Below are 25,097 nucleotides of genomic sequence, written 5' to 3'. Positions count from 1 at the left end.
CGCCATCAGAGACTACCGACAAACCGTGCATCTTGCTGGACGTCATCCTCGGCCTTGTGCCGAGGATCTGCTAACGTATCGTAAAATCAATAGGTTGCGGATGCTCGGGACAGGCCCGAGCATGACGGAAGAGCGGTTGGAAAATTTTGTCAGCAAGTTGATGGCGGGCATTACCCGCCATTTTCCGTTCAAGCGACCTTGTTGTCTCGTCGGAACACGCCGTTCCAGCTCGACTGGATGAATCCCGCAAGCCCCGTCGGATAGACCAGCATCACGCCGATGATCAAAAGTGCGGTGATGATCGGTCGCCAGGCGCCGAGGTCGGCCATGGCTTCGGCGAAGATCGTCAGCACGAAGGAGGCGAGGATGGCGCCGTAGATCGTGCTGGTGCCGCCGAGCAGCACCATGGAGAGGATGATGGTCGCCAGGCTCATGCCGAAGACGTCGATGGAGGCATTACGCTGGTAGCCGGCGTAGAAGGCGCCGGCGACGCCGGTGAAAAAGGCGCTGGCGGCGAGCGTGACGATGCGCTGGCGCACGATCGAGACACCGCGGCTGACGGCATATTCCTCGTTGTCGCGCAGCGCGATGATGCCGGCGCCAATGCGTGAGCGCACCAGTGCGCGCAGGAACACGGTGGAGAGGAACAGCATGGCGAGCGCGATATAGAAATAGGCGAACTTGCCGTCGCGGATCATGTTGTGCTCGCCGATATACAGCGTCTGGATGCGCACCATGCCTTGCGTGCCGCCGGTATAGTCGGACTGGCTGAGGATGACCTGCATCACCAATTGCGCGAAGCCGAAGGTGACGAGGATGATGTAGATGCCTTTCAGCCGCAGGATCGGGATCGTCACGACAATCGCCGCAATGGTGGCGATGACGCCGCTGAGCGCCATGGCAAACCACGGATCGATGCCGGCAAATTTTGTCAGAAGCCCGTAGGCGTAGACGCCGATGCCGAACAGCGCGAGGTGGCCGAAGTTGAAGACGCCGCCATAACCGAGGCTCAGGTCCCAGTTGGAGGCGACCACGGCATAGATGAAGGCCATGATCAACACATGGCGGCTGTAGCTATCGGTGACGACGAAGGGCAGCAGCGCCAGCACGGCGAAGGCGACGAGGACGGCGGCCGCCTCCTTCCGCCAGGAGGCGCGGCCCGGAGAACTCGGAATGGCAGAAACGGGAATGGGAGCGGTCATGCGAGGCCCCTCGACTTGGATCCGAAAATCCCTTCCGGACGGATCATGAGCGTCACGATCAGCACCGCGAAGAGCAGGGCGGGCGTCCAGTAGAGACCGAAATAATAGCTGCAGATGGCTTCGAAGAAGCCGATGAGATAGGCGGCGAAGATCGGCCCGGAGACGCTCGACAGTCCGCCAAAGACGACGACGATCAGCGCCTTCAGCAGCGGATCGGCGCCCATGACCGGCGACATGAAGCGATAGCCGCCCATGAAGATGCCGGCAAGCGCGGCGAGTGCTGCCGAGATCGCGAAGGCGAGGCCGTAGAGCGCCTTGACGTTGAGGCCGACCAGCAGGCTGGCATCCTCGTTCTGCGCCACGGCGCGCAGCGCGAGACCCAGCCGGGTGCGGTTGAGGAAGAACCAGAGCGCTGCCAGAACCACCGGGGCGATGACGATGATGGCGATCTGGTGCAGCGAGACGCCGACACCGAGGATCGTCGTATTGCCGGCGATCAGCGGCGGCAGTTGCTTCGAGCGCGGCCCCCAGATTTCCAGGGTGGCGTTCTCGATCAGCGAGGCGGCGGCGAGCGTGGTGATGACGACGACGAGCACGATGTTCGGCCGGCCGATCAGCGGCCGCACGACGCTTGCCTGCAGCGCCCAGCCGACGGCCGCCATCACGACGATGACCAGCGGCAGAACCAGCGCGAAGGGCAGGCCGATTTCGGAAAGCGTCCAGGCGATGTAGGCGCCGAGCATCATCATCACGCCATGGGTGAAGTTGAAGACGCCGATGGTGGTCCAGATCAGCGCCAGGCCGACCGCCATCATGGCGTAGAGCGAGCCCTGGAACAGGCCGCCGAAGAGGATTTGCGCGGTTGCGTCCATGTCAGTTCGCCCTTTGCTTGGCTGTCAGACGCGGGGAGGGGAAGGGTGTCATCGCCGTCCCTCCTATTGGCCGAAATAGAGGGCCATGATTTCCGCATGGTCCATGGTTTCGCCGGGCTTGATCTCGGTTGCGACTTCGCCGTGGTTGATGAGGTAGAGATGCTGCGACAGCTCCAGCAGGAATTCGACGTCCTGCTCGACGACGATCAGCGGCACGCCGCCCTTGGAGATGTCGAGCACGGAGGCGCACAGCTCTTCCTTGATCTTCGGCGCCAGGCCGAGGGTCGGCTCGTCGAGGATCAGCAGTTTCGGGCTGCCCATCAGCGCCGTGCCGATCGACACCATCTGCCGCTCTCCGCCGGAGAGCGTGCGCACCTTCTGCCGCCAGCGCTCGGCGAGCTTGGGGAAGATCTTGACGACTTTTTCGCGGTTGGCGGCCTCGTCGGCGCGGGCGCGCTTGGTGTAGGCGCCGAGCGTCAGGCATTCGGCGATCGTCAGGTCCGGAAACAGCCGGTTGCCCTGCGGCACATGGATCAGCCCCATGTCGACGATTGAGCGCGGGCTGGCATTGGCGATAGGCTTTCCGTCGAAGGTGATCGTGCCGCTCTTCGTCTTCAACAGGCCGGAAATGGTGCGCAGCAACGTCGTCTTGCCATGGCCGTTCGGGCCGAACAGGCCGACATTGCCATGGGTGCCGACGGAGATGCTGATATCGTGCAGCACGTCGATGCGGCCGTAGCCGGCGGTGAGCGACTGGACTTCGAGAAGCGCACTCATAGGTCGGGCTTCCTTGTTCCGAGATAGGCTTCGACGACGCGCGGATCGGATATCACCGTCTTCGGGTCGCCCATGGCCAGCATCTGGCCCTGGTTGAGCACCAGCAGATGCTGCGACAGCGTCATCAGGAAAGTCAGCACGTGCTCGATCAGCACGATGGTGATGCCGCGGGCGGCGATCTTGCGGATCAGGCCGATGGAGGTTTCGATTTCCGGCTTGGTGAGGCCGGAGGCCGGCTCGTCGAGCAGGAGGATGCGTGGTCCCATGGCCACCGCCGTTGCCAGCATCAGGCACTTGCGGTCGAAGACCGACAGCTCTTCCGCCAGGCGGCCGAAATCCTTCGCGGCGATGCCGACGACATCGAGGGCCTCGGCGGCGTTGTCGCGCTGCGCCGTCGGTGTCGCCTGCCGGCCGCCATAGGTGGCGCCGATCATGGCGTTTTCGAAAACGGTCAGCTTGTCGAAGCTGGTTTCGCGCTGGAAGGTGCGCGCCAGACCCATGCGGGCGATGTCGTTGCCGGATTTGCCCTGGATCTCGGCGCCGTCGAGCAGCACCTTGCCGCGGTCGGGACCGAAAGGAATGCCGGTGATGGTGTTGAACAGCGTGCTCTTGCCGCTGCCGTTCGGGCCGGCAATGCCGAAGATCTCTCCGGCATTGACGCTGAAGGAGACGTCGTCCAGGGCCTTCAGCGAACCGAAGGCCTTGCCGACATTCCGGACGTCCAGAAGCGCCATGGCGACTTACTGCATCCAGGGCTGGGTCTTGAAGTCGCCGACCTTGTAGGCCTCCGGCGAAATCAGGGTGCGCTGGCCATCCCAGATCTGGAAGAAGGTGATCGGGATGTAATCGTCGCCCTGCATGGCGAGGTGGGTCGCCGGGTCGAACTTCAGGCGGCCGGCAACGACCTGCTTGTCGGTCTCGCCGATGGCCTTCATGATCGCCTTGTGGTCGGAAGCGTCGCCGACCTTCTTCAGCGCGTCGGCATAGAGGTGGACGATCTCATACAGCGCCAGGCCGTAGGTGCCGCTCTCGACGCCGTACTTGTCCTTGAACTTCTTGGCGACTTCGTCGGCGCGCGGATTCTTCGGCGAAACCAGCGGGCCGCCGAGCAGGTTGTAGATCACGCCGTTCGACTTTTCACCGGTCAGCTGCACGAATTCCGGAACGCTCGGCGCATATTGCAGGAAGACGAGGCTCTTGGTCGGCTGTTCCAGGAACTGGTTGAGGAACGAGGCGGAGTTGCCCGGCAGGTAATCGGTGTTGATGACGAGGTCCGGCGTGTTTTCACGCACCTTGGCAAGGATCGAGCGCCAGTCGGTGACTTCGCCGAAGGGCACGAGTTCGTCGACGGTGATCGTCCAGCCCTTTTCGGTGAAGGTCTTCTTCATGCCTTCGGAAATGGTCTTGGAGTAGGCGTTGTCGGAAGAGATGATCGCCACCTTCTTGGTCGGCAGCGAGACCTTGCCTTCGGCGGCGAGCTTTTCGACGAACGAGGTCACATCGGTATTGTAGGCGTCGAAGGACGGCGTCCACGACCAGCAGCAGTCATATTTGGACGGATCGGGCGCGATGATGTCCTTGGTCTGCTGCGAGGTGGCGGCCAGCACGTAAGGCATTTCCGCCTCGGCCATGGCGTCGATCTCGAAGTTCGTCAGGCTGGCGTAGCCGGTCAGCATGAAATGCACGTCGGTGTCGCCGATCAGACGCTCGACGGCGGAGGTAACGTTCCCAGCCGACATGTCCTTGACGTCGCCGACCGCGAGTTCCAGCGTGTTGCCGCCGATGCCGCCGGCGGCGTTGATCTCGTCGATGGCGAGTTGCGCGCCGCGCTGGTATTCCTGGCCGTCGGCGCTGGCCGGGCCGGTCAACGGTGCGAGAAGGCCGATCTTGACGGTATCGGCATGTGCCGCAGCGGCGGCGCTGAGAGACAGTGCGGCCAGCATGGTGGCCGTTTTCGCATAGCGTGTGAGGCGCTTGGTCAGTGATGTCGGGCTCATCCCGTATCCCCCTTAATTTTAGTGGTTATGGAAAAGTGGAATTTCTTACAATTTACGCACACTCCGTATCTTTTGAAAAGAACATTTCATTGACGAGTCGTAAAAAAGGGCTAGTTTGTGAGCATGCAAATTAAATAAGCATCTGCTTTTGCAGCCACCTTTGGCCTGCGGCGGATGGCGGAAGAGGGAGATGGGGAATGAGCGTCAAGGAATACAGTCTGGAAACCAGCCACGGCACGATCGCGGTGCGCGAGAGCGAAGGCACGGGCGTTCCCGTCCTGCTCGTGCATGGCAATTCCAGCGCCGGCGCGGTGTTCCGGAACCAGCTCGAAGGCGAGCTCGGCAAGACCTATCGCCTGATCGCTCCGGATCTCCCCGGCCACGGCAATTCCTCCGATGCCATCGACCCCGAGCGCAGCTACTGCATGGAAGGTTATGCCGATGCCATGGCGGAAGTGCTGCGGCTCCTGAATGTCGAGAAGGCCGTGGTCTTCGGCTGGTCGCTCGGCGGCCATATCGGCCTTGAGATGATCAAGCGGTTTCCCGGCATGCTCGGCCTGATGATCACCGGCACGCCGCCGGTCGCGCCCGACGAAGTCGGTCAGGGCTTCAAGCCGAGCAAGCATATGGGACTGGCCGGCAAGGAGCAGTTTACCGCTGAGGATGTGGAGAATTATGCCCGTAGCACCTGCGGCGAGCCCTTCGAAGCCTTCTTTCTCGATATCGTCGGCCGAACCGACGGCCGGGCGCGGCGGATTATGTTCGAAAAATTCGCCGGCGGCACGGGGGACAACCAGAAGGAGATCGTCGCCACCGCCAAGGTGCCGCTCGCCGTGGTCAACGGCATCGACGAGCCTTTCGTCAACCTCGATTTCGTCTCGAAGGTCACATACGCCAACCTCTGGGAAGGCAAGACCCACGAGATCGCCAACTCCGGCCACGCGCCATTCTGGGACAAGCCGGCGGAGTTCGATCCTTACCTCAAGCGCTTCATCGCCGACGTTTCGGCCTCATTTTCAGGCTCTCAACGCGCCTGCCGGTGATTGCCGGTAGGCGAGAACGGCCGGCAGTGCCGCCAGCAGGGCGGCGAAGCCGAACAGAAGGCCGAGCGTCGCCAGATCGCTGCGTGCGAACGAGACCGGCAGCGTGATGCCGCTCTCGGCGGTGAACAGCCCCGACAGCACCTGCGCGGCGGCATAACCGAGCAAGAATCCCAGTCCGATGCCGATGGCGATCAGCACGAAAAGCTCGCTCCAGACGATGGCGAAGACGGACAGCCGTGGGGCGCCAAAAGCCCGCAAGGCGCCGATCTGCCGCCGCCGCTGGCCGACATGGATCACCGTCACCAGGATCAGCGAGGCGGCGACGAGGCCCTGCGCGCCGCTGGCGACGGCGATGAGGATCCGCTTGGCATCGCCGAGCGTAGCGTAAAGATTGGTCAGCACCTCGCCGGGGAAGACCGCAAGCGTATTGCCCTGCCGGTACTCCTGGCGCAGGCGATAGGCATCGGCAATCGTCTTCGGCTTGACGAGTATGGCCGGTAGGCCAGGCGTGCCGGCGCCGAATGTCTCGTCGAGGGCGGCGTGGGCGTCGGCATGCTGGTCATGCTCGTGTCCGGCATGGCTGGCTTCTGCGGTGCCCACTGCCGGCTCACCCGTCTCGTCGTGGCCTGCCGCCCCTTCCGCATGATCATGGTCCGCATGTTCGTCGGCGCCTTCTCCGAGGCCGTGGATATGCCAGACCGCCTGGACCGGCACCAGGATGGCACGGTCCCAGGCGGTGCCGGTCGGCTGCAGCTTGCCGGTGACGCGGTAGGCAAGTTCCGTATGCGTGTGGCCGCCGCTCAGCGGCCCGCCGTGCATCGGCTTGATCTCGTCGCCGATGGCGAGCGTGACGGCCGAGCCGATCACGGCCTCTCCTTCGGCATCGAACATCTGCCCTTCGGCAAAACCGCCGGCCGTGTTGGCAATCAATGCCGTGGTGGTGCCGACGATCGGATATCCGCGAAAGGAATCGCCGAACCCGATCGGCGCGGCCCAGGCGACACGCGGATCGGCGGCGAGCCTGGCGAGCACGTCGCCCGGCATCAGCGGCAGGGGTGAGGCCTGCAGGAAAACGGAGGAGAGGACGAGTTGCGTCTCGCTGCCCGCCGCGCCGATCACGAGGTCGAACTTGTCGGCGGCGCGGGCGCTGCCGAGGCGCAGCGATCGCTCCTGCAGCGTCACGGCGATGCCGAGCGCGGTTGCCAGCGCCACCAGCAGGATCACCACCAGCGATCCGAGCCAGAGACGTTTCAGATCGGCGAAAATGAAGCGGATCACGCCGGCACCTCGTCTCTTGCCGCTGCCGAGGCAGCCTGCGTGTCGCCGACGATGCGGCCGTTCGCCAGTTCGATGCGGCGCGTCAGCCGCTGCGTCAGACGCGGATCGTGCGAGACCACGATCAGGGTGCTGCCTTCTGCTTCCGACATTTCGAGCAGCAGGCGACCGACGACCTCGCCGCTTTCCGGATCAAGGCTTGCCGTCGGTTCGTCGGCGACGATCAGGCCGGGCCGTCGCAGCAAGGCGCGGGCGACGGCGACGCGCTGCATTTCGCCGCGCGACATGGTCTCGATCTTCTGCTCGGGCCGCGAAAGGCCGGTGCGCTGCATCAGCGCGCGGGCGCGGCCCACATGGTCGGCGGTTGCGACCCGCGCCAGCCGGGCGGGAAGCAGGATATTGTCGAGCGCCGAAAGGCCGGGAAACAGATGAAAATCCTGCATGACGAGGCCGACATTCGTGCCGCGCCATCGGTCTCGGGCACTTTCGGAGAGTTTTGCAAGATCGGTGCCGCTCCAGTCGATCCGGCCGTTGCGGATGGCTTCCAGGCCGGTGACGATGTTGACGAAGGTGCTCTTGCCCGAGCCGGAAGCCCCGGTTACCGCGACGCGTTCGCCGGCTGAAATGCCGAGCCGGTCGATGACAAGCACCGGCGACAGCAGGCCGGGATAGGAGATGGCGATCTGGGTGAGGTTGAGCGCCAGCATCGGGGTCAGACCGTCGCGTAGCTCGCCTGCCGCAGGCGCAGCAGGCTGAGGAAGCCGGTCTCCGGATCGGTCCAGGAGCCCATTTCAAGCGTGCCGCGCACCTCGATCGGGGCGCTGGGCTGCACGAAGGTCTGCTTTTCCCCGAGGTAGACGACGACGATATTATCCGGCCAGTCGGCATCGGTGGAGCAGAACGGGCAGATCGACATCGGGATCTCGGTCAGCACGAAAAAGGCGGCTTCCGCCTTCAGCGGCGGCGCCATGAAGCCACGGATGGCGACTTGCCTGCCCGTGAGTTGCTTGACCTTGTCGGAAAATTCGAGGCCGAGCACGCCGAATTTGCTGTAGAGTTCGTTGAAGCCGAGCGTTTCGGCAGCACGGGCAACCGACGATCCGAACATAGCGGCGGCGCCGGCAAGCACAAGCGCCTGGCGGCGGGTGAGAAGCGGAATGCTCCGGTCTGGGGTGCGCATGACGACCTCCGGTCTGGCGGCATTCCATCGCGAAACGCCTTGAAACGGAAACGATCCGGACAGCGTGAGCCGCCCGGATCGCGATGTCAAAAAAGCTTACTGCGTCTGCTTTACGCCGAGTGCGAAGGTGTCGGCGAGGACACGGTAGACGTCGCTCTGCTCCATGTAACCCTTGAAGCCTTCCGAGCCGGGGCCGGTCGACTGCAGGACGATGTCGTCGACGGCATGCACGCCGCTGTCGCCTTCCTTCGGAATGTTGCCCTGGACGAAGACTGCGCCGGGGACATCCTTGTAGGCTTCGTTGGCGACGTATTCCTTGTTTTCGTTCTGAACGGCCGGAACGAACGGACCGTCAAGCTTCGGGCGGAAGGTTTCGTAGTGGTCCGGGCCGTTGTTGGCGCTCAGGAACAGGCGGCGGGTCACGTCGATCTTGTCGGGATAACCGTCACCATTTTCGTCGGTGTAGTTCGGGAAGCCGGCGGAGGCGTAGGTGCCGACCTTCTCGCGCATCTCGGTGCCTTCCTTCTCGTCATCGACGGTGCCGATGATCGAGACGCCGTGGGTGTGGTCGCCGGTGACGACGATCAGCGTGTCGGGGTTCTTGGCCGCGAATTCGCGGGCAACGCCGATGGCCTGGTCGAATTCGATGGTATCGACGACGGCGCGATCCCAATCAAGCGGATGGGACATCTTGTCGATGTTGGCGGCTTCGACCATCAGGAAGAAGCCTTCCGGGTTCTTCGACAGTTCGCCGAGCGCGGCCTTGGTCATGTCGACGAGGCCCGGCTGGTTCGGGAATTTCTCGACGGTGCCCTTCTTGAGGAATTCGCGGTCGAGCGTCGAATCCATGTTGCCGGTGTGGAACAGGCCAAGGATCTTGCCGGTGTTGGTACCGGCCGCCTTCTCAAGCTCGGCCTTGTCGGTTGCCAGCGTGTAACCGGCGTCCTGGAACAGCTTGATGTAGTCCTTGTCGTCCTTGCGCTTCGAGCCTGGCGTATCCTTGCCCAGGAAGTAGGCGGAACCGCCGCCGAGCAGCACGTCCGGCTTGACGTCGAGCAGCATACCGACGATCTCGGCCTTGTCGCCGCGCTTGCGGGTATGTGAAACCACGGCGGCCGGGGTGGCGTCTTCGACTTCGGCTGGCGAAACGATGCCGATCGACTTCTTCGTCTGGCGGCGCAGGGCTTCGGCAAAGGTCTCGACCTTCGGGTCGTCGAGGCTGTCCGGCGTGCGGTCGGCGTAAACGCCCAGCGCGTTCACGGCCGTCTTGTGGCCTGTCATGTAGGCGGACATGGTGTTGGCGCTGTCGGTGGCGACGGCATCGGTGGCCGAGGTGCCGACGAAGGCCATGCGGTCCATCTCGTCCATGTTCAGGCGACCGTTCGCCTTGCCTTCGGTCATGCCCTTGGACATGATGCGGGCGGCAGTACGGTGGGCAACGGACAGGCCGTCGCCGATGAGGAAGATGATGTTCTTGGCCTTCGGGGTTTCCGAGGTGCCGTAAACGTCCCAGGTTACCGACTTGGTTTCGGAACCGGCGGATACTTCGATCTTGTAGGCGCCGGCATTGGCGATCGTCAGGCCGCGGAGAACGAGAGCCGAACCAAGGACCTTGTCCTCCTTGCCCTTTTCTTCGGCGACGAATTCCGGCTCGGAACCGAAGACGGCCTTGTAGTCTTCACCGTTGACGGTGACCTTGACGTCTTCCGGCTTGACGACGGAATTGAACTCGACCTTGAAGTCGAAGGGCGAGCCGGTCAGGACCGTGGCGCGGTCGAGCGGATAGATGGTCGTCGCCTGGGCGGCGCCGGCGAGAAAGGTCGTGGCGATGAGAGTCGCGAACAGATTGCGCATGAGAGCCTCGCTGTTTGAGCAGAGTGAAAAGGCGAGGTCTCGATAGCGGCGGGGTATGACAGAGGCATGACGGCGGCGGCGAGAGGGGGCATGCTTGCCGCCTGCGCCCGATATTGATAGAGAAGCCACATGCGGGGGCGCATTCAAGGGCTGCAACAAGGCCTGTGGAGGCATGCCAACGCACCGATGATGCGCGCCAAAAATGCCGGCATCCTCGGGCAATCGTCTCGATCATGCAGCGGCGTCCGGCTTCGTTCCGCAGGCGCCGGGGTTCCGGAGTTCATTTGAAACGCCTCTTCGATTTTACGGTGGCATTGGCAGCGGCTGTCGTCCTCCTCCTGCCCATCATCGTCGTCGCGCTCGTCGTGCGCTTCACCTCGCCGGGACCGGTGCTCTACTGGTCCGAGCGGGTCGGGCGGAACAACCGTATCTTCCGCATGCCGAAATTCCGCAGCATGCGGATCGATACGCCGCAGGTCGCGACGCATCTCCTGGCCGATCCGGCAACCTACCTCACGCCGGTCGGCTCGCTCCTGCGCCGCTCCAGCCTGGATGAATTGCCGCAGCTCTGGTCTATACTTGCGGGTGATATGAGCTTCGTCGGGCCTCGCCCGGCGCTGTTCAACCAGCACGACCTGATCGCGCTCAGGACCGAACGCGGCGTTCACGTCCTGACACCCGGCCTGACCGGCTGGGCACAGATCAACGGTCGCGACGAGCTTTCCATTCCCGAAAAGGTCCGGCTGGACGAAGATTACCTGCGCCGCCGCTCCTTCATGTTCGACCTGCAGATCCTGTTCATGACCTTCTTTCGCGTCGCGGGGCGCTATGGTGTGGCGCATTGACGGGATGGATGCGGCTTTTCGGTCGCTCCGGTGAAAATTCGGCTGACTTCATCTTGGATTCAGCTGCGCCGACGCAATTTAAACGGGATGGAGGCGTTGTGTCGCTTGCTGGAGCCGTGGGAAAGGCCGATAAAGGCCGCTTGTCGGTGGGGGGCAGGCCGGGCAGTGCCTTTGTTTTCAGCAGTTCCGGCCTGGCCGAACAGTCATACGAGTAGAATTGCATGCCTGCGGAGATCTATGTTGCGCCGTTCCTGGCTTTGCCGCGCTTTATAAAGCGCCTGCTCGCCGTTTCCGTCGATGCCAGCCTGTGCGTGATCACGGTCTGGCTGGCCTATTGTTTCCGGCTGGACGGCTGGGTCGCCTTGAGCGGCATCCAGTGGCTGCCGGTCGCCGTGTCGCTGATGCTGGCGCTGCCGATCTTCGTCGTCATGGGCCTCTACCGGGCGATCTTCCGTTATGCCGGCTGGTCGGCCTTCATGACCGTCATCAAGGCGGTCGCCATCTACGGCCTGATCTTCATCACCCTGTTCACCGCGATCAGCGTTCCCGGTGTGCCGCGCACCGTCGGCCTGTTGCAGCCGCTTCTGCTTCTGATTGCCATCGGCCTGTCGCGCATGTTCACCCGTTACTGGCTGGGGGATGCCTATCATCGGCTGCTGCGCCGCAATTCGATGTCCAAGGTGCTGATCTACGGTGCCGGCAATGCCGGCCGGCAGCTTGCCGGCGCGCTCGCCAACAGTCTGGAGTTGAAGGTCGTCGGTTACCTCGACGACGACCGCAAGCTGCAGGGCTCGATCATGGGTGGCCTGCCGATCTATAATCCCGACGATTTGCCGAGCCTGGTCCATGCGTTCGATATCGGCGATATCCTGCTTGCCGTTCCCTCGGCCAGCCGCAACCGGCGCAACGACATTCTCGACAACATCCGCAAGGCCAAGGTCAACGTCCGCACCCTGCCGGACCTGACGGCGCTGGCGCAGGGGCTGGTGACGGTGTCGAACCTGCGTGAACTCGATATCGAGGACCTGCTGGGCCGCGATACGGTCGAACCGCGCCGGGATCTCCTGGAGAAAAATATCCACGGCAAGACCGTTCTCGTCACCGGCGCCGGCGGTTCGATCGGCGGCGAGCTCTGCCGGCAGATCATGAAGATCGGCCCGGAGACGTTGCTCCTGGTGGAGCAGAGCGAATTCGCTCTCTACGAAATCCAGGCGGAACTGACGAAGATCTGCGAAGGCCGCGACATTCGCATCGTGCCGGTGCTTGCCTCGGTGCGCGACGGCGAGCGTTTTCGGCAGATCCTCGAGGCGTGGCGCCCCGAAACCATCTATCATACCGCCGCCTACAAGCATGTGCCCCTGGTGGAATACAATCCGGCCGAAGGCATCCGCAACAATGTCATGGGCACGGTCACCGCCGCGCTGGCGGCGCGTGACGCCGGCGTTTCCGATTTCGTGCTGATCAGCACCGACAAGGCCGTGCGCCCGACCAACATCATGGGCGCCAGCAAGCGGCTGGCCGAGATGGCGCTGCAGGCGCTCGCCGCCGAACGGGCCGAAAACGGCACGGCGACGACCTTCACCATCGTCCGTTTCGGCAACGTGCTGGGCTCGTCCGGCTCGGTGGTGCCGCTGTTCCGCCAGCAGGTGCGCGAGGGCGGGCCGGTGACGCTGACCCATCCGGATATCACCCGCTATTTCATGACGATCCCGGAAGCTTCTCAGTTGGTCATCCAGGCGGGCGCCATGTCCGAAGGCGGCGACCTGTTCATCCTCGACATGGGCGAGCCGGTGAAGATCCTCGACCTTGCCCACCGGATCATCGAGCTGTCCGGCTTCACCGTTCGCGACGACGAGAATCCCCACGGCGATATCGAACTGGAAATCACCGGGCTGCGGCCGGGCGAAAAACTCTACGAAGAGCTGTTGATCGGCGACAATCCGATGGCGACGCAGCATCCCCGCATCATGAAGGCGCGCGAGGATTTTCTCCCCTGGAGCGAGTTCCAGCGGCGGCTGTCGATGCTGGAATCGATCCTCGACCAGAACGATATCCTGGCGGCACGTTCCTTCCTGGAAACCATGGTTTCGGGTTACGTGCCGAACGGCGAAGTGGTGGATCTCGTCTATGTCGAGAACAGCACGCATGCCGCCGCCGGGCAGGGACACGCCGCCTGAGGCGGCAAGGCATGCCGATCGCCTGTCCGACCGGCATCGGGACGTCTCTAAACTGTCTGCTGTAGCGGCAGCACGCTTTCCTGCGGCAGGCTCGGGCGGGTGGTGCTCGATGCCTGTGCCCTTTGCTGCTTCCTGAGCAGGTCGGCGGCGATCAGGCTTGAGATGGCTATGGCGCCGACGAGCAGGAAGAACATCTCGCCGATCGCCAGCCGGTTGTTGGAATTGCTGAGCAGCGTCACGCAGAAGAAGATGATCGTCGCGTAATAACAATGCAGGGCGGGCAGGGACATCAGCGACAGCTTTTGCGCGTTGCGTGCGGCGGAAAGGAAGCCTGCCAGCAACACGAAGAAGACCGCAAGGCCGAAGATGCCGTGGCGGATGGCGATCTCCATGTAGCCGTTGTGGATCAGCGTGTAGCCGACCTTCGAGTAGCGCGTGAGTTTCCAGCTGTCGAGCCAGTGGTTACCCTGGCCGAACAGCGGCGCGGCGCTGAACACCTCCCAGGCATTCGACCACAGTTGCAGCCGCTCGTTCATCGACAGCGGTGTCTGGTCCGATGCGATGCTATCGTTCATCATCTTGGAAATGTCGCCGCCGGAGGCATACTCGTTCCAGCCCGCGCCGATGGCCGACAAGGTCGGTCCCGTCGTCGCGATCAGGTTCTGCCAGAACAGGGCGATCCCGCCGATCAGCAAGGCCAGGATCGCCAGCGACAGACATCGCGCCGAAAAGGCGCGCATATAGGTCTGCGCCAGCAGGAACATCACCGGAAAGGTGATGGCCGTCGCCAGCCAGACGCCCTTCGATTTCGAGCCGTAGATATTCAGCAGCGCCAGGGTGATAATCACCGGGGCAGCCGCCAGCGCGAATTTGGCGATATGCGCCGAGCGCATCTCGCCGCGGGTATAATGCATCAGCCAGAAGAATGCCGAAATCATCATCAGGCCGCAGGCGACGGCGCCGTGGATGCGGTTATTCTGGATCAGCGGCGTGATCGCTTCACCGCCGAGAATGGCGACATACTGGGTGGTCACCAGCAGGAAGACGAGGACGGCGGCAAAATAGAGGGCGACGATCTTTTCCACATGCGGCCGGAAGACGAACAGCGTGATGCCGAGCAGCGGGAAGAAGATCGGGAATATGTAGAGCCATTCGGACGCGCCCTTCTGGTGCACCGGCCCGTCGAAATAGAGGATGAGGAAGCGGGCGGTGGCATAAAGCCCCCAGGCGATGCACAGCCATCCTGTCCAGTGCAGGCGGACGAAGGAGCGGTATTTCCAGAAATAGAAGAGACCGGCGGCGACGAGAATCAGCGTTGCATAGCGATAGGCGTCGGATTCGATGAGGGTCGGCGTCAGCAGCACGAGCCAAAGAAACGAGCCGATGATGGCGACGAAAAATCCCGGCCGCGGCCCTTCGCCGATACGATTCAGATCCGGCACAACACGTCTCCCTGGCCAGGAGGGCAAGCAAAATCCAGTAAAAAAAGGCGCAGGTACTTCAATGCCGAATCATCCAGCGAATATTTGTCCAAGGCGATCATGTCTTGTCACACCGCAGAACGGCGCTTGTCCCATCACCGTTCGATCCCAAATCATCAGAAATTGGTTTCGACAGGTCAATATGTGCGGAAGAGCACACCCAAACGGCTATCACAGGCTTTTGACAGGGTAAACACCGTAAGGGTTAACAAAGAATTAGCTTCCAACCGGTAGAGCTTCCAGGAGAGCGGCCGGGCGACGATTCGAGAGGGCCGCGGGTTCGAGGCTGCGGGACGATACCGTGCGAATTGCGACGACGGAAACGTTGAAGGACAGGTTCATCATCGCCGCCGTCCTGCTGTCGGTGGTCTACAATGCCGTGCTCGCCGTCATCAACGCACATGTGATGCGCCTGGGTTTCGTGCATGTGGCGCTGGGCGAAGTGCTGATCCTTGCGCTCGGCCTTGCCTATCTCCTGCGGCACGGCCTGCGCAAGCGGGATCTTTCGCTGCTGGCCTTCCTGATGTTCACATTGTTCCTGGCGCTCTACGTGTCGGCGCTCAACGGCAAGGTCTACATCGATTATTTCCGCAATATCCTGATCATCTTCTGTTTTGCCGCGCTCGGCACCCGGGCCAGCGACAAGACCGTCATGGCGGCCTTCCATGTCGCCTGCCTGGCGGTCATGCTGGTGCTGGCCTGCGAAATCATATCGCTGCAGCTTTATGCCTGGATCTTCAAGCCCGGCCTGTATTTCGAAGCCACCCGTGGGCTGAAGCAGCCGGATTACGATGGTTCCGGCCTGTTCGGCAATGCGCTCGGCTTCAAGGGACGCCTGACCTTCGGCCTCATCGGCCACCGGGCGTCGTCGCTGTTCCTCGAGCAGGTGTCGCTGTCGAACTTCGCCGGCGTGATGATGATGTATTGTTTGTTTTTCTGGCCGGAGTTGAAGCGGCGGGCGCGGTTTCTGCTGGTGGCGAGCATCGTGCTCATCCTGCTGACCACGGCGTCGCGGACGATGCTGATCTTTTCCGCCGTCTGCGCCTGCGGATACTTCATCTTTCCTTATATCCCGAAAATCCTGAACATCCTGGTCATGCCGTTGATCCTGCTGGCGGCGCTGGTCATCTTCGTGCTGAAGCCGGATGCGACGGGCGACAATTTTATCGGCCGCGTGGTGCTGACCATGCGCCATATGTCCGGCATCGACCTGCCGGCGATCCTCGGCCTGTCGATCGGCGAGGCGGCCGGTTTCGTCGACAGCGGTTATGTCTACATCGTCTATGCCGGGACGATCTTCAGCCTGATCGCCTTCTGGCTGTTCGTGACGCTCTATCCTTCCGGCGAGACGCCGCGTCAGCGGCGGCTGGCGCATGCGCTGCCGGTTTTCCTCTTTCTCAACCTGATGATCGGTGCGACACCGATCTTCACCGCCAAGATCGCCGGATTGCTGTGGCTTCTGGTCGGGCACGCGAAGTTCAACGATCGCCCCGGCGTGCCTGCCCCGACACGCCCTTCGGCACGTTCTGCGAAGGGTGCCCGACGGATGGGCGCGGGACAGGCAACCCCCGGCACGGTTCTGGCACGCAACGCCAGGCAGGAGGTTTTCTGATGCGAAATACCGTTCGAAACGTGCTGGCGGCCCTGTTGCTCGCGACTGCCGGCTCGACAGCCGCCGAGGCGGCGGCGCTATGTTTTAGGGGCGTCAACCTCGCGGGCGCCGAATATGGCGAGGGGATCGGCACTTACGGCAAGGACTACATCTATCCTTCCGAAAAGGCGGTCGCCTATTTCGCCGCCAAAGGCATGGACACCATCCGCCTGCCGTTCAAATGGGAAAGGCTGCAGCCGCAGCTGGGCGCGCGTCTCGACGGTGCCGAGCTGCAGCGGCTCAAGGAGGCCGTGGCGCTGATCCGCAGGCACGGCATGCGCATCGTCCTCGACCCGCACAACTACGCCTATTACGGCGGCAAGCAGATCGGCAGCCGCGAGGTGCCGTCTTTCGCCTTCGCCGAATTCTGGGCCCGTCTTGCCGTCGAGTTTTCGGCCGAAAAGGATGTGGTGTTCGGACTGATGAACGAACCGCACGACATTGCGGCATCCGCCTGGCTGGCCGCAGCGAACGAGGCGATCCGCTCGATCCGTGCCGTGGGTGCAAACAATCTGGTCCTGGTGCCCGGCACGGCGTGGACGGGTGCGCACAGCTGGGCGGCGGACAGGCCGGGCGGCGCGAATGCGACGGTGATGCTCGGCATCAAGGATCCGGCCGACAATTATGCCTACGAGTTTCACCAGTATCTCGACAGCGATTATTCCGGCACCCACACGGCTTGCGACAACGCGCAAAGTGCCGCCGCAGCGCTGACGCAGGTGACGGAATGGCTGAAGGCGAACGGCAGGCGCGGTTTTTTGGGCGAATTCGGGGCGGCAGCCAATTCGCAGTGCCTCGGCGGCCTCAAGAAGATGCTCGACGTCGTTTCGGCGGACGGCGACGTCTGGCTCGGCTGGACCTACTGGGCGGCCGGCGACTGGTGGCCGGCAGACGAGCCGATGAACGTGCAGCCGACGGCGGACGGCGATCGCGCCCAGCTTCACGTCCTGACGAAAGCCATTCGCGCTTCCGGTGGTACTGCCGCCTGTACGGACGGCTGAGCGGCGGGTGCTTCTGCGTTGCTCGGAAAGACTACATTAACCAAGAGATCATAGAATTTCGTCCACTGGTCGATGAATGCCACGGCCATCAAAGGCAGGCGTGTGTCATGAGCTGGTTCAAAACCGACAGGGAGAGGGTGGTCTACCCCCGGCGTGATGCCGCTGCCGCAAAGGCGGGCTCCGCCGCGTCCCGTGGGCCGATCATCCGCGCTTCCGATTTCACGCCCCGCCCTGCCAGCCTGCTCGATACCGGATTTTTTCCGCAGGAGCCGGAGCAGTTGCACCGTCCGGGCCAACGGCGCGAACAGCCTTCGCCGGAGACGAAGCCGGCCGTGTTCGACGCGCCGCCGTTGCAGTCCTTTGCCGAAGGCCCGCTGGAAGACGACGCGCCGCTCCTCGATACCCGCTCGGTCGTGCGCGCCGTCTGGCACAACGGCAAGCTGGTCATTGCGCTGGCCGCGCTCGGGGCGCTGCTGGGCGGCGCGGCGATGGTGGTGATGCCGCAAAAATATTCCGCCACCGCCAGCCTCTATTTCGATCCGCGGCAAATCCAGCTGAACGACAATCCTGCCACCCAGAATTCGTTCAGCCGTGATGCTTTTCTGGCCGTCATCGACAGCCAGACGCATATCCTCGTGTCCAAGCAGGTGCTGGAAAAGGCGGCCGTCGCCCTGCAGCTGGACAGGAACCCGGCCTTCAGCGAAGGCATGGTGCCGGCCATGCCGACGGTGCTCGCCAACCTGCAGAAGGCGACGACGATCGCACGCGAAGACAATGCCTACGTCGTCAACCTCACCGTCGTCAGCAAGAATGCCGTTCAATCGGCCGAGATCGCCAACCAGATCGTGTCCACCTTCCTGAGGGAAGAGGATACGGCTTCCGCCGGCATCTATCGCGACACCAATTCCTTGCTGGACGGTCGGCTCGACGAACTCAGGCAGCGCCTGCAGGAGGCGGAAAAGGCTGTCGAAACCTACAAGGCCGACAACGACATGGTCAGCGCCGACGGCAGCCTGATCGCCGACAAGCGGCTGGTCTCGCTGAACGAGTTGCTGGTCATCGCCCAGAACAAGACCATCGAGGCAAAAGCCAAGGCCGATGCCGTCTCGCAGCTTCGTTTCGAGGACATGCTGGCGGGGTCGCTGCCTGAAGACGTCACCTCTGCGGCGTTGGCCGATCTCAGGCGGCAATACGGGGCGACGGCGGCCAACGTCAAAAGCCTGGAAAGCCAGCTCGGCGGACGACATCCGCAATTGCTGGCGGCAAAGGCGTCCCTCGACGGGTTGAGCGCCGAGATCCGCCGCGAACTGCAGCGGTTCGTTTCGCTGGCCAAGGCGGATCTGGAACAGGCGCAGAAGGCCGAGGCGGACGTTGCCAAGGAACTGGCGGTGCAGAAGGCATCGCAGACCAATTCCTCGATCCGCCAGGTGGACCTCAAGGAACTGGAACGCCGCGCGGCGGCGGCCCGCGACATCTACGAGACGATGCTCAAGCGCACCCGGCAGACCAGCGAGGAAGAAAACCTGACGAAAAGCAACATCCGGGTGATCTCCGCCGCCGAGCCGCCGCTGAAGGCTGACGGCCCGGGCAAGACGGCGCTGCTGGTGGCGGGTATTTTCGGCGGTTTCCTCTTCGGTGCAGGCCTTGCCGTCGCCTATGCCGTCATCCGCATGCTGTCGGGTCATCCCGGCTTGCGCGGCTACCTTTCCGAGCCATCGCGAAGCAGGCGGGATATCGCCTGAAAACGTCCGCACCCGCACAGGCTGCTTGACTTCGCGCACCGATCGTTCTCAACAATCCCGATGGATAGAAGGGATGGACAGGCGATGGCTGAGGCAGCGGTAAAACTCGAGGAAAGCTGGAAGCGTGCCATGGATGGCGAATTCGCCAGCCGGTACATGCAGGATCTGCGGGCCTTCCTGGTGGAGGAGAAATCGCAGGGCAAGACGATCTTTCCGAAAGGCAGCGAATATTTTCGCGCCATGGATCTGACGCCGCTCGACGAGGTGCGGGTCGTCATTCTCGGCCAGGACCCCTATCACGGCGCCGGCCAGGCGCACGGCCTGTGTTTCAGCGTTCGTCCGGGCGTGCGCATTCCCCCGTCGCTCGTCAACATCTACAAGGAACTGGAGGCCGATCTCGGCATTCCGCCGGCTCGTCACGGTTTCCTGGAAAGCTGGGCGCGTCAGGGCGTGCTGCTGCTCAACAGCGTCCTCACCGTCGAGGAGGGCCGGGCGGCGGCGCATCAGGGGCGCGGCTGGGAGCGGTTCACCGATGCCGTCATCCGCGCCGTCAACGAACAGCCGCATCCCGTCGTCTTCATGCTCTGGGGCTCCTACGCGCAGAAGAAGGCGGCCTTCGTCGATACCAAGCGCCATCTCGTGCTGAAATCCGTGCACCCGTCGCCGCTTTCGGCCCATTCCGGCTTTTTCGGCAGCCGGCATTTTTCCAAGGCCAACGCATTCCTCGAAGCTCATGGCCGCCAACCGATCGACTGGCGGCTTCCCGAGGTGTGATGCAGGCAAACCACGCCGTGGCATAATGCGCTTTCGCCCCGCCACTGAGCATTTGCAAAGAGTAGGCCGATTGTATATCTAAAACTTGACTTTTTGAAGATAGTTTTAGCAGACTGTCGCCGACCACGGGCGGACCTGGAGACGAGACATGGCCTTTCTGCCGCAGATGCAGAACAGGATATCGGGATTTTCGGTAAAGAAGGGGCCACGGCGTCTTTCCCTAAACGGCATCGTCGCCGATCTCTGGGATGTGGAATGCGCGCCGGGCGCGGGCGGCTATTATGTCGGACGCGATCCGCGGCTGTTCATCGCGCTGGAAGCTGAAGGTGACCGTTCTGCGACATTCACGCTGTCGGAGCGCTCCGATCATGCGCCGGCCGCCGATCTGCCGCCCTGCATCTCCTATATCCCGGCCGACATGGAGTTGTGGGGGTATGCCGACAACATCCGCTTCGTCCGCCATCTCGACCTGCATCTGGATGTCGAGACGCTGCAGCGTCGGCTGATGGAAGACCTCGACCGCTCAAGCCTCGACGATCCGCGCCTGATGTTTTCCGACGAGCGTATCCTCAGCCTGGCCCGGCTGATCGCCGCCGAGTGCGACAATCCCGATCCCCTGCACGAGCTTTATGGTGACGGGCTGGCCATGGCGATGGTCATCGACCTGCTGAAGCTCGGCCGCAAGAAGGAGCGCAAGCGTACCCAGCTTGCCGCCTGGCAGCTGAAGCGGGCGGTGGATTTCATCGAGGCGCATTGCCTGCAGCGCATTCGCCTGGACGAACTGGCCGAGCTGACCAACCTGTCGCAATCGCATTTCAGCCATGCCTTCAAGGCCTCGACCGGCATGCCGCCGCATCAATGGCAGATGCAGGCGCGCATCGAACGGGTAAAGGCGCTGCTGCAGCGCCCGGACCTGTCGTTGACGGCGGTGGCGATGATGGCGGGTTTTTCCGACCAGGCGCATTTCACCCGTGTTTTCCGCAAGATGGTCGGTGTCACGCCGCTGGCTTTTCAGCGCCGGCTTGCCGATTGAACCCTGCGGGCACAGAAACCAAAAACAAACAATTCGTCGCAGGATCGAACAATCGCCGCTGGTTAACATGATATAAACAGTCATCTTAATTGCAGCAAATATACGGCGGAAAAATCCCTTACCGTCGGTGAGTGCGGGGGCGCAGAGTAGTGATCAAAACGAATGTCTTGCTAAAGAAGGCGCTGCTCGGCAGCGTCGCCATCGCGGCCCTGGTGGCGCCTTCGCTCGGTTTCGCCCAGAGTGCCGGCAACTCTACGGAGCTCAAGCCGATCATCGTCCAGGGCCAGCAGGATGGCGGCTCGACCGCGACCGGTGAGGACACGGCGGAAGATACGGCGACTGGCCCGGTCAAAGGATACGTGGCCAAAGTGACCGCCACGGGCTCGAAGACCGCAACCGATCTCAACGAGATTCCCCAATCGGTGTCCGTCGTCGGCCGCGAGCAGATCGACGACCAGAGCCCCCAGAAAGCCGACGAGGCGCTGCGCTACGTCGCCGGCGTGAATGCCTCGACCTACGGTACGGATTCGGACACCGACTGGATCTTCATCCGCGGCTTCCAGGCCGACCAGACCGGCGTCTTCCTCGACGGCCTTTCGCTCTACCAGCACGGCTTCGGCACCTTTCTGGTGGACCCGTTCTTCCTTGAGCGCATCGAGGTGATCAAGGGACCGAGCTCGGCCCTTTATGGCGGCGCCAATCCGGGCGGCTTCGTCAACTATGTCAGCAAGCGGCCGACGGGCGAACGCCTGCGCTACGTCGAGACGGGCATCAACAATTTCGGCAACGCCTATCTCGGCCTCGATATCGGCGACCAGGTCGGCAGCGACGGTGCAGTCAGCTACCGTGTGACCGGCAAGCTGTCCGGCGGCGGATGGGAAACGGATTATTCGGACGATTTCCGCGGCACGATCGCACCCAGCCTGACCTGGAAGCGCGACGAGGATACGAGCATCACCTTCCTCGGCTCCTATCAGCATATCGACCTGACCCACACCAGCACCGGCTTCCTGCCCTATGAAGGCACGGTGGTGGATGCCCCCGGCTTCGGGCGCATCCCGCACGACCTCTTCTATGGCGAACCGGACTTCGATAGCTACAACCGCAATCAGGCCATGATCGGCTATGAATTCGAGCATACGTTCGACAACGACTGGACCGTGCGGCAGAACCTGCGCTACGCGCGCCTGTCGCTGAAGGAAGACGGCCTGTATGGCTCCGGCATCGATTTCACCGATCCGACCAAGCTCGGCCGCTACCGCTTCGCGCACGACACCGATGTCAGCATCTTCACGGTGGACAACCAGCTCGAAGGAACCGTCTCGACTGGCAATGTCGAGCACAACGTGCTGCTCGGGCTGGACTACAGGTATTATACGATCGATCACGTGCAGGGTTCGGCCTTCCCCGCCTCATCGCTCGATCCCCGCGATCCGGTCTACGGCAGCGTGCCTCCGCCGGTGGCGACCTATCTCGACCAGGATCTGGGCAGACACCAGCTCGGTCTCTACGCCCAGGATCAGATCAAGTTCGGCGACGGCTGGATCGTGACGCTGAACGGACGCTATGATTTCGTATCGACGGATGTCAACGACCGGCTGACGCCGGCCAATTCCGCCAACGACGATGAGGGCGAGTTCACCTGGCGCGCTGCCCTGGCCTATGAATTCAAGAATGGCCTGACCCCTTACGCCAGCTACTCGACCTCCTTCAATCCGACGACGTCGACGGACGTCAACGGCGACCTGTTGAAATCCGAAACCGGCCAGCAGTGGGAAGCCGGGATCAAATACCAGCCTGATTTCATGGACGCCATGATTACCGCTGCCTATTTCGACATCACCCGGCAGAACGTCGTCGGCCTGGATACGTCCTTCACGCCAGCGCGCCCGGCCGCCATCGGCGAAGTCGAAGCGCGCGGGTTCGAGCTCTCTGCACAGGCCAACGTCACCGACGGCCTGAAGGTCATCGGCGCGCTGACCTACCTCGACATGGAGGTGACGAAGGCGATCGGCGGATCGTGGGACGGAACGCCCGTCGGCAATACGCCGATCCAGGTTCCCGATATCACGGCATCGCTGTGGCTGGACTATGCGTTCCAGAGCGAAGCGCTTGAGGGTGCCAGCGTTGCCGCCGGCGTGCGCCATATCGGCAAATCCTGGGCAAACCGGGAAAACACGCTGGAAGTGCCTGCTGCAACCCTGTTCGACGCGGCTATCCGCTACGAGCGGGAAAAATGGGCCGTCGCGTTGAATGTGTCCAACCTGTTCGACAAGGATTACGTGGCGAGCTGCCAAGGCGTCAGCGCCTGCGGATACGGCGCGGGACGCACCTTCATGCTGAAGGCCAGCACCTCCTGGTGATATCGACCGCGGCAATCCATGGATTGCCCATGACGCCTGACAAACGAACTTCCGACAAACCCGCCGATATTTTCGGCGGGTTTTCTTTTTTGAAATATGAACGAACTCCGTTTACCGTCTACAAACAGAGAACAATCCGTTGTGAAGTGGTGCTCTAGCGGCGAGGCGCCGAACCTATCAATTATTGCCTCAGACAACGGGCCGACCATCGGCCAGAAAGGGGATTGCAATGATTACTCAGATCAAGGGCCTGCACCACGTTACCTCGATGGCGGCCGATGCACGCACCAACAACGACTTCTTCACCAAGGCGCTCGGCCTGCGCCGCGTCAAGAAGACCGTCAACTTCGATGCGCCGGATGTCTACCATCTGTACTACGGCGACGAAGTCGGCACGCCCGGTTCGGTCATGACCTATTTCCCGTTCCCGCATATGGCCCGCGGCCGTCCGGGCACCGGTGAAGTCGGCACCACGCTGTTTTCGGTTCCGGAAGGTTCGCTGGGGTACTGGCAGGAGCGGCTGGCCGGCCTCAAGATCGACGGCCTGAAGGCCGACGAGGCTTTTGGCGAAAAGCGGCTGCATTTCGCCGGTCCCGATGGGGACGGTTTTGCGCTGGTCGAAGTCAAGGACGACGATCGCGCACCGTGGACGCATGGCGGCATCGATGCCGATCACGCCATCCGCGGTTTCCATTCCGTATCGATGCGGCTGCGTGACGAAGGCGCCACCAAGGAACTCTTGACCTTCATGGGTTACCAGGCGGTCGAGAGCAAGGATGGCGTGACCCGGCTGATCGTGCCCGGCGGCAATGCCGCCCATACGATCGATCTGGAAACGCTGCCGAGCATCAATCGTGCCGCACTCGGCGCCGGCTCGGTGCATCACGTCGCCTTTGCCGTCGAGAACCGCGAAAGGCAACTCGAAGTCCGCAAGGCGCTGATGGATACGGGTTACCAGGTGACCCCGGTCATCGACCGCGACTACTTCTGGGCGATCTACTTCCGCACGCCGGGCGGCGTGTTGTTCGAAATCGCCACCAACGAACCCGGTTTCGACCGCGACGAAGACACGGCGCATCTGGGCGAGGCGCTGAAGCTGCCGACGCAGCACGAACACCTGCGGGCCGTGCTCGACAAGCACCTGCAACCGTTGGAAGAAACCGTCCAGGCATAGCGCAAGGAAAGCGATCATGAGCAAAGACAGCTACGTGCACCGGGTGCGTCCCGGTGCACAAGGTGCGCCGATCCTGTTTGCCTTTCACGGCACCGGCGGCGACGAGAACCAGTTCTTCGATTTTGCCGCCCGGCTGTTGCCGCAGGCAACCGTCGTTGCCCCGCGCGGTGACGTTCCGGAGCACGGCGCAGCACGCTTTTTCCGCCGCACCGGCGAAGGCGTCTACGACATGGCCGACCTCGCCCGGGCAACCGACAAGATGGCGGCGTTCATCGAGGCGCACCGCAGCGAAAGCGGGGCCGGGGCCGTGCTTGGCCTCGGCTTCTCGAACGGGGCGAACATTCTCGCCAACATCCTGATCGAGCGGGGCCTTTTCGATGCGGCCGCGTTGCTGCATCCGCTGATCCCGTTTGCGCCGCGCGACAATGCCGGGCTTGCCGACCGCAAGGTGCTGATCACGGCGGGCGAGCGGGATCCGATCTGCCCTCCGGGTCTGACGACCGCGCTGGCGGATTATTTTACCCGCCAGAATGCCGCGCTGGATCTCGAATGGCATGTGGGCGGCCATGACATACGGCCGAACGAGGTGGAAGCCATCGAGCGTCTGGTCGCCGCTTATCGGCAGTGACGACACGGCGAAACGGGGCGTTTTTCCG

General features: G+C 62.7%; 21 protein-coding genes. 11 read left to right on the top strand and 10 right to left on the bottom strand.

All coding sequences use genetic code 11. The features are described from left to right. Positions 1 to 188: 188 nt before the first annotated feature. The 5 genes from DEM27_RS07790 to DEM27_RS07770 all read right to left on the bottom strand — a co-directional run bounded on the left by DEM27_RS07790 (position 189) and on the right by DEM27_RS07770 (position 4,848). A complete protein-coding gene (locus tag DEM27_RS07790; RefSeq protein ID WP_109457618.1) occupies positions 189 to 1,202 on the bottom strand; it encodes a branched-chain amino acid ABC transporter permease in 1,014 nt (337 codons plus the stop codon). After that, positions 1,199 to 2,074 carry a branched-chain amino acid ABC transporter permease gene (locus DEM27_RS07785; RefSeq protein ID WP_109457617.1) on the bottom strand — a complete coding sequence of 292 codons (876 nt, stop codon included), beginning with the start codon at positions 2,072 to 2,074 and terminating at the stop codon, positions 1,199 to 1,201. The genes DEM27_RS07790 and DEM27_RS07785 overlap by 4 nt, the downstream gene beginning before the upstream one ends. Before the next feature lie 63 nt (positions 2,075 to 2,137). Beyond that, on the bottom strand, positions 2,138 to 2,851 hold the full coding sequence (locus DEM27_RS07780; RefSeq protein WP_109457616.1) for an ABC transporter ATP-binding protein: 714 nt from the start codon (positions 2,849 to 2,851) through the stop codon (positions 2,138 to 2,140). Beyond that, positions 2,848 to 3,585 carry an ABC transporter ATP-binding protein gene (locus DEM27_RS07775; protein WP_109457615.1) on the bottom strand — a complete coding sequence of 246 codons (738 nt, stop codon included), beginning with the start codon at positions 3,583 to 3,585 and terminating at the stop codon, positions 2,848 to 2,850. Before DEM27_RS07775 ends, DEM27_RS07780 begins: the two co-directional genes overlap by 4 nt. Before the next feature lie 6 nt (positions 3,586 to 3,591). Then, a complete protein-coding gene (locus tag DEM27_RS07770; RefSeq protein ID WP_109457614.1) occupies positions 3,592 to 4,848 on the bottom strand; it encodes an ABC transporter substrate-binding protein in 1,257 nt (418 codons plus the stop codon). A 197-nt stretch (positions 4,849 to 5,045) separates the two neighbouring features. Here DEM27_RS07770 and DEM27_RS07765 point away from each other — a divergent pair, with 197 nt between their 5' ends. Continuing rightward, positions 5,046 to 5,891, top strand: coding sequence for an alpha/beta fold hydrolase (locus DEM27_RS07765; RefSeq protein WP_109457613.1), 846 nt, complete (start codon positions 5,046 to 5,048; stop codon positions 5,889 to 5,891). On the opposite strand, the gene DEM27_RS07760 is transcribed toward DEM27_RS07765, so the two are convergent. The 4 genes from DEM27_RS07760 to DEM27_RS07745 form a co-directional block, all read right to left on the bottom strand. Next, positions 5,865 to 7,169, bottom strand: a complete 1,305-nt coding sequence (locus tag DEM27_RS07760; protein ID WP_109457612.1) for an FtsX-like permease family protein — start codon at positions 7,167 to 7,169, stop codon at positions 5,865 to 5,867. The two genes, DEM27_RS07765 and DEM27_RS07760, sit on opposite strands and share 27 nt — an antisense overlap. Beyond that, positions 7,166 to 7,873: an ABC transporter ATP-binding protein gene (locus DEM27_RS07755; RefSeq protein ID WP_109457611.1), complete on the bottom strand. Its 708-nt coding sequence runs from the start codon at positions 7,871 to 7,873 to the stop codon at positions 7,166 to 7,168. The genes DEM27_RS07760 and DEM27_RS07755 overlap by 4 nt, the downstream gene beginning before the upstream one ends. 5 nt (positions 7,874 to 7,878) lie before the next feature. Beyond that, entirely contained in the window at positions 7,879 to 8,346 is a 468-nt protein-coding gene (locus DEM27_RS07750) for a hypothetical protein (RefSeq protein ID WP_109457610.1), read from the bottom strand. 96 nt (positions 8,347 to 8,442) lie between these two features. Beyond that, positions 8,443 to 10,200: an alkaline phosphatase gene (locus DEM27_RS07745; RefSeq protein WP_109457609.1), complete on the bottom strand. Its 1,758-nt coding sequence runs from the start codon at positions 10,198 to 10,200 to the stop codon at positions 8,443 to 8,445. 284 nt (positions 10,201 to 10,484) lie between these two features. On the opposite strand from DEM27_RS07745, the gene DEM27_RS07740 reads away from it, so the two are divergent. Beyond that, positions 10,485 to 11,045, top strand: a complete 561-nt coding sequence (locus DEM27_RS07740; protein ID WP_109457608.1) for a sugar transferase — start codon at positions 10,485 to 10,487, stop codon at positions 11,043 to 11,045. Positions 11,046 to 11,266: 221 nt separating this feature from the next. Next, a complete protein-coding gene (locus DEM27_RS07735) occupies positions 11,267 to 13,222 on the top strand; it encodes a polysaccharide biosynthesis protein (RefSeq protein ID WP_109457607.1) in 1,956 nt (651 codons plus the stop codon). A 47-nt stretch (positions 13,223 to 13,269) separates the two neighbouring features. On the opposite strand, the gene DEM27_RS07730 is transcribed toward DEM27_RS07735, so the two are convergent. After that, positions 13,270 to 14,664, bottom strand: coding sequence for an O-antigen ligase family protein (locus DEM27_RS07730; RefSeq protein WP_109457606.1), 1,395 nt, complete (start codon positions 14,662 to 14,664; stop codon positions 13,270 to 13,272). 340 nt (positions 14,665 to 15,004) lie between these two features. Between DEM27_RS07730 and DEM27_RS07725 the strand changes: the two genes are divergently transcribed. From DEM27_RS07725 to DEM27_RS07690, 8 genes are all read left to right on the top strand, one after another. Then, positions 15,005 to 16,315, top strand: a complete 1,311-nt coding sequence (locus DEM27_RS07725; protein WP_205908874.1) for a hypothetical protein — start codon at positions 15,005 to 15,007, stop codon at positions 16,313 to 16,315. Then, the gene (locus DEM27_RS07720; RefSeq protein ID WP_109457605.1) at positions 16,315 to 17,355 is read left to right on the top strand and encodes a glycoside hydrolase family 5 protein; all 1,041 of its coding nucleotides are present in this window, start codon (positions 16,315 to 16,317) and stop codon (positions 17,353 to 17,355) included. Before DEM27_RS07725 ends, DEM27_RS07720 begins: the two co-directional genes overlap by 1 nt. A 107-nt stretch (positions 17,356 to 17,462) precedes the next feature. Next, on the top strand, positions 17,463 to 19,097 hold the full coding sequence (locus DEM27_RS07715; protein WP_109457604.1) for a GumC family protein: 1,635 nt from the start codon (positions 17,463 to 17,465) through the stop codon (positions 19,095 to 19,097). A gap of 84 nt (positions 19,098 to 19,181) precedes the next feature. Continuing rightward, positions 19,182 to 19,871, top strand: coding sequence for a uracil-DNA glycosylase (gene ung / locus DEM27_RS07710; protein ID WP_109457603.1), 690 nt, complete (start codon positions 19,182 to 19,184; stop codon positions 19,869 to 19,871). Between the two features lie 148 nt (positions 19,872 to 20,019). Continuing rightward, positions 20,020 to 20,904, top strand: a complete 885-nt coding sequence (locus tag DEM27_RS07705) for a helix-turn-helix domain-containing protein (RefSeq protein WP_109457602.1) — start codon at positions 20,020 to 20,022, stop codon at positions 20,902 to 20,904. A gap of 149 nt (positions 20,905 to 21,053) precedes the next feature. Beyond that, positions 21,054 to 23,267 carry a TonB-dependent siderophore receptor gene (locus DEM27_RS07700; RefSeq protein WP_109457601.1) on the top strand — a complete coding sequence of 738 codons (2,214 nt, stop codon included), beginning with the start codon at positions 21,054 to 21,056 and terminating at the stop codon, positions 23,265 to 23,267. A gap of 229 nt (positions 23,268 to 23,496) precedes the next feature. Beyond that, the gene (locus tag DEM27_RS07695) at positions 23,497 to 24,441 is read left to right on the top strand and encodes a VOC family protein (protein ID WP_109457600.1); all 945 of its coding nucleotides are present in this window, start codon (positions 23,497 to 23,499) and stop codon (positions 24,439 to 24,441) included. Positions 24,442 to 24,457: 16 nt separating this feature from the next. Beyond that, complete coding sequence (locus DEM27_RS07690) at positions 24,458 to 25,069, top strand: alpha/beta hydrolase (RefSeq protein ID WP_109457599.1); 612 nt, start codon at positions 24,458 to 24,460, stop codon at positions 25,067 to 25,069. The last annotated feature ends 28 nt before the right edge of the window (positions 25,070 to 25,097 follow it).

It is taken from the genome of Rhizobium album, from assembly GCF_003122325.1.
Lineage (GTDB): Bacteria > Pseudomonadota > Alphaproteobacteria > Rhizobiales > Rhizobiaceae > Metarhizobium > Metarhizobium album.
This window is presented reverse-complemented; position numbering and strand designations above follow the sequence as displayed.

Excerpts from the sequence above, each read along its gene's own strand:
- DEM27_RS07790 (WP_109457618.1), bottom strand. The coding sequence starts at position 1,202 with ATGACCGCTCCCATTCCCGTTTCTGCCATTCCGAGTTCTCCGGGCCGC.
- DEM27_RS07785 (WP_109457617.1), bottom strand. The coding sequence starts at position 2,074 with ATGGACGCAACCGCGCAAATCCTCTTCGGCGGCCTGTTCCAGGGCTCG.
- DEM27_RS07780 (WP_109457616.1), bottom strand. The coding sequence starts at position 2,851 with ATGAGTGCGCTTCTCGAAGTCCAGTCGCTCACCGCCGGCTACGGCCGC.
- DEM27_RS07775 (WP_109457615.1), bottom strand. The coding sequence starts at position 3,585 with ATGGCGCTTCTGGACGTCCGGAATGTCGGCAAGGCCTTCGGTTCGCTG.
- DEM27_RS07770 (WP_109457614.1), bottom strand. The coding sequence starts at position 4,848 with ATGAGCCCGACATCACTGACCAAGCGCCTCACACGCTATGCGAAAACG.
- DEM27_RS07765 (WP_109457613.1), top strand. The coding sequence starts at position 5,046 with ATGAGCGTCAAGGAATACAGTCTGGAAACCAGCCACGGCACGATCGCG.
- DEM27_RS07755 (WP_109457611.1), bottom strand. The coding sequence starts at position 7,873 with ATGCTGGCGCTCAACCTCACCCAGATCGCCATCTCCTATCCCGGCCTG.
- DEM27_RS07750 (WP_109457610.1), bottom strand. The coding sequence starts at position 8,346 with ATGCGCACCCCAGACCGGAGCATTCCGCTTCTCACCCGCCGCCAGGCG.
- DEM27_RS07745 (WP_109457609.1), bottom strand. The coding sequence starts at position 10,200 with ATGCGCAATCTGTTCGCGACTCTCATCGCCACGACCTTTCTCGCCGGC.
- DEM27_RS07735 (WP_109457607.1), top strand. The coding sequence starts at position 11,267 with ATGCCTGCGGAGATCTATGTTGCGCCGTTCCTGGCTTTGCCGCGCTTT.
- DEM27_RS07720 (WP_109457605.1), top strand. The coding sequence starts at position 16,315 with ATGCGAAATACCGTTCGAAACGTGCTGGCGGCCCTGTTGCTCGCGACT.
- DEM27_RS07715 (WP_109457604.1), top strand. The coding sequence starts at position 17,463 with ATGAGCTGGTTCAAAACCGACAGGGAGAGGGTGGTCTACCCCCGGCGT.
- ung (WP_109457603.1), top strand. The coding sequence starts at position 19,182 with ATGGCTGAGGCAGCGGTAAAACTCGAGGAAAGCTGGAAGCGTGCCATG.
- DEM27_RS07705 (WP_109457602.1), top strand. The coding sequence starts at position 20,020 with ATGGCCTTTCTGCCGCAGATGCAGAACAGGATATCGGGATTTTCGGTA.
- DEM27_RS07695 (WP_109457600.1), top strand. The coding sequence starts at position 23,497 with ATGATTACTCAGATCAAGGGCCTGCACCACGTTACCTCGATGGCGGCC.
- DEM27_RS07690 (WP_109457599.1), top strand. The coding sequence starts at position 24,458 with ATGAGCAAAGACAGCTACGTGCACCGGGTGCGTCCCGGTGCACAAGGT.